We start from the raw sequence: 2,440 nt of genomic DNA on the forward strand, positions 1-2,440 counted from the left end.
CGCGGCGCGCGGCGCCGCCCCCCCACCGCCGCCGTCGGCGGTCCACACCACGATCGCGGGCAGTGTCTCGTCCTGCTGGAAGGCCCGCTGTGCGTCGGTCACCTCGGTGGACTCGGCGCTGCGCGGCAGAAAAGCCGCCTGGTCGTTGGTGGCGACCTCGCCGAGGCGCCCGGCGAACGGGCCGGTGGTCCCGCCGACACCCAGCCAGGCGATCAGCAGCAGTGCGGGCAGCAGCAACCGGACCCAGCGGGTGCGGCGCGCGGTGACAGGCATGGCTCTCCCGGCGGACGGCAACAGTACCTCAACGAGAAACAATCTCAATCATCAAGATACCTTCGGTCCCGGCCGGGTCCCAGCTCCGCCATCTCCTCGTTCAGCGCGCCGAGGAAGCGCGCCACCACCGACAGCTCCGCCTCGGTGAACCGGCCGCGGGCGGCGTCGGTGGCCTGGGCGAGCGGCCGGAACCAGGAGCGGGCCGCGGCCATCGCGTCAGCCGCGTAACGCAGGTGGACCACCCTGCGGTCGGCGCTCTCCCGGACCCGGCGGATGTGCCCCGCGCGCTCCAGCCGGTCCACGCAGGCGGTCACCGCGCCGGAGGTCAGTCCGAGGTGCTCGCGCAGCCGCCCGGGGGTCATCGGCTGCTCGGCGTCGAGGATCGCCGCGAGCGCCTGCACATCGGTCGGGTGCAGCCCCTGGGCGGCGGCGAAGCCGTGCGCCAGCCGGTTGATCCCGCCGTTCATCCTGCGCAACTGGACGGCGAAGCTCCACAGATCGGTCCCGCCGTCCGCCGCCCCGCTCTGATCTTCCGCACTGGCCACGTGATCAGCCTATAGAAGGCCCTCGCGGTCGGAGTCCGGCCAGACGTAGGGCAGGTCGTCCGGCACGTCCGGGAACAGGGCGGCGTAGGTCTCCGGGTCCTTGCGCACCAGGGCCGAGCGGTGGCTCAGGTGGAACGGCCCGTCGCCGAGCCAGGGCGGCAGGTCACCGGCGTCCGCCAGCTCCGCCTGCTGCCGGACGGGCCCGGGGCGCGCCCCGGCGAGCCCGGCGACCAGGGAAGCGGCGCAACTGTCCTGGTGTCCCTGCTCCCGCCAGACCCGGCAGATCTCCAGGCCGTAGCGGACCAGGGCCTCCTCGTACCCGGTCCACATCCGCACCGCGGGGTGCCGGCGCCAGCCGTAGCCGGGCACGGTCAGACCGCGCAGCACCTGGAGCGCCTCGACCCGCTGCTTGCCGAGCCGGCGGCGGTCCAGGGCGCGGGCGGACGCGTGGAAGTCGGGGTGCGGAAGAAAGGTCTGCATGGTCCCGTCCTGGTCGGTCAGCCGGGGAAGCGGCCGTGGGCGCGCAGGTGCCGGCGGCGTTCGGCGTAGGCGAGGTCGTCGCGCCACAGCCGGCCGGCGGCGGCGCTCATCGCGGGGCGCAGCAGGGGCGAAAGGCGCCGGGCGAGCGCGAATCCCGGCCGGTCGGAGGTGGCCAGCACGGCCTCGGTGACGGCGGTACGGGGCCGTCCCGCGTCGTCCGGACCCAGTGGCGTGGCGTGGGTCTCGACGACGGAGCCCGCGCCCTCCCCCTCGGTGATGCGCATGACGACGGTACGGGGTCCCGGGGCGGTGAACTCCGTGCGCACCGGCACGACCAGCCGCCCGCCGAGCCGGAAGGAGACGTCGACGACGAAGCGGTCGCCGGTGTCGGTCCCGTCGGGTTCGCCGAGCACCGTGAGGTCGGTGAAGGAGTACGGGTGGAACCAGGCGCCGTGCCAGGGGTCGAGCCGGTTGGCGATCACGTCCTCGGGGTCGCAGCGGCCCACGCCGCGCCAGACCGAGCGGACGGCCGTCGAGAGCGCTGGGCGCGGGGGCACCGGGGGTGCCTCGGTGGGCGGTTCGCCGCCGGTCGCGTCGAGCCGTGCCCACACCAGGACGCCGTCGTCGTGCACCGGCAGCGGCTGCCAGCCGGCCGCCGCGGTGCCGTCCAGGGCGAGGCCGTGCCAGTGGCACACGAGGGTGCCGCACCGCACCGGGCTGTCGGCCAGCGGGGCGCCGAGGTGCGGGCAGATTCCCGGCCCGCCGACCAGCCGTCCGCGCGCGTCCCGCCAGACGACGACCTCCTCGCCGGCGACCGTGGCCGCCAGCGGACGGCCGGGGCGTACGTCCGTCCGGGCGCCGACGACGTACCAGTTGCCGGCGGGCCGGGCCCGGGCCCGCTCCAGGGCGGCGGCGATGACGGCGGGCCGGGCGGCCCGCCAGGTGGGCGGCTGCCGTTCCCAGGGCACGGGGCGGCGCTTGAGGCGGAGGGGGTAACGGCCCCTGCGGGGGCCCGAGTCGGGGCTCATCCGGTCTCCTTGGCGGCGGGCGTGCCGCGCGCGGCCGTACGTCGGCCACCGCCGCTGACCGGCTCCGGCACCCCGGCCGGGACCGGCGGGGGCGTCGAGCCGCGGGCCCGCAGC

General features: G+C 76.3%; 3 protein-coding genes and 1 pseudogene. All 4 read right to left on the reverse strand.

Annotated features, from left to right (window positions below):
• Positions 1–273, reverse strand: a pseudogene (locus ACTT8P_RS38090) (MMPL family transporter); the annotation flags it as partial.
• Between the two features lie 44 nt (positions 274–317).
• Positions 318–818: a MarR family winged helix-turn-helix transcriptional regulator gene (locus ACTT8P_RS38095; RefSeq protein ID WP_442836370.1), complete on the reverse strand. Its 501-nt coding sequence runs from the start codon at positions 816–818 to the stop codon at positions 318–320.
• 9 nt (positions 819–827) lie between these two features.
• Positions 828–1,298, reverse strand: coding sequence for an MSMEG_6728 family protein (locus ACTT8P_RS38100; protein WP_442836371.1), 471 nt, complete (start codon positions 1,296–1,298; stop codon positions 828–830).
• A gap of 17 nt (positions 1,299–1,315) precedes the next feature.
• Positions 1,316–2,326 carry a DUF5914 domain-containing protein gene (locus ACTT8P_RS38105; RefSeq protein WP_442836372.1) on the reverse strand — a complete coding sequence of 337 codons (1,011 nt, stop codon included), beginning with the start codon at positions 2,324–2,326 and terminating at the stop codon, positions 1,316–1,318.
• Positions 2,327–2,440: the final 114 nt, after the last annotated feature.

This window comes from Streptomyces sp. JW3 (assembly GCF_052216785.1).
Classification (GTDB): domain Bacteria; phylum Actinomycetota; class Actinomycetes; order Streptomycetales; family Streptomycetaceae; genus Streptomyces.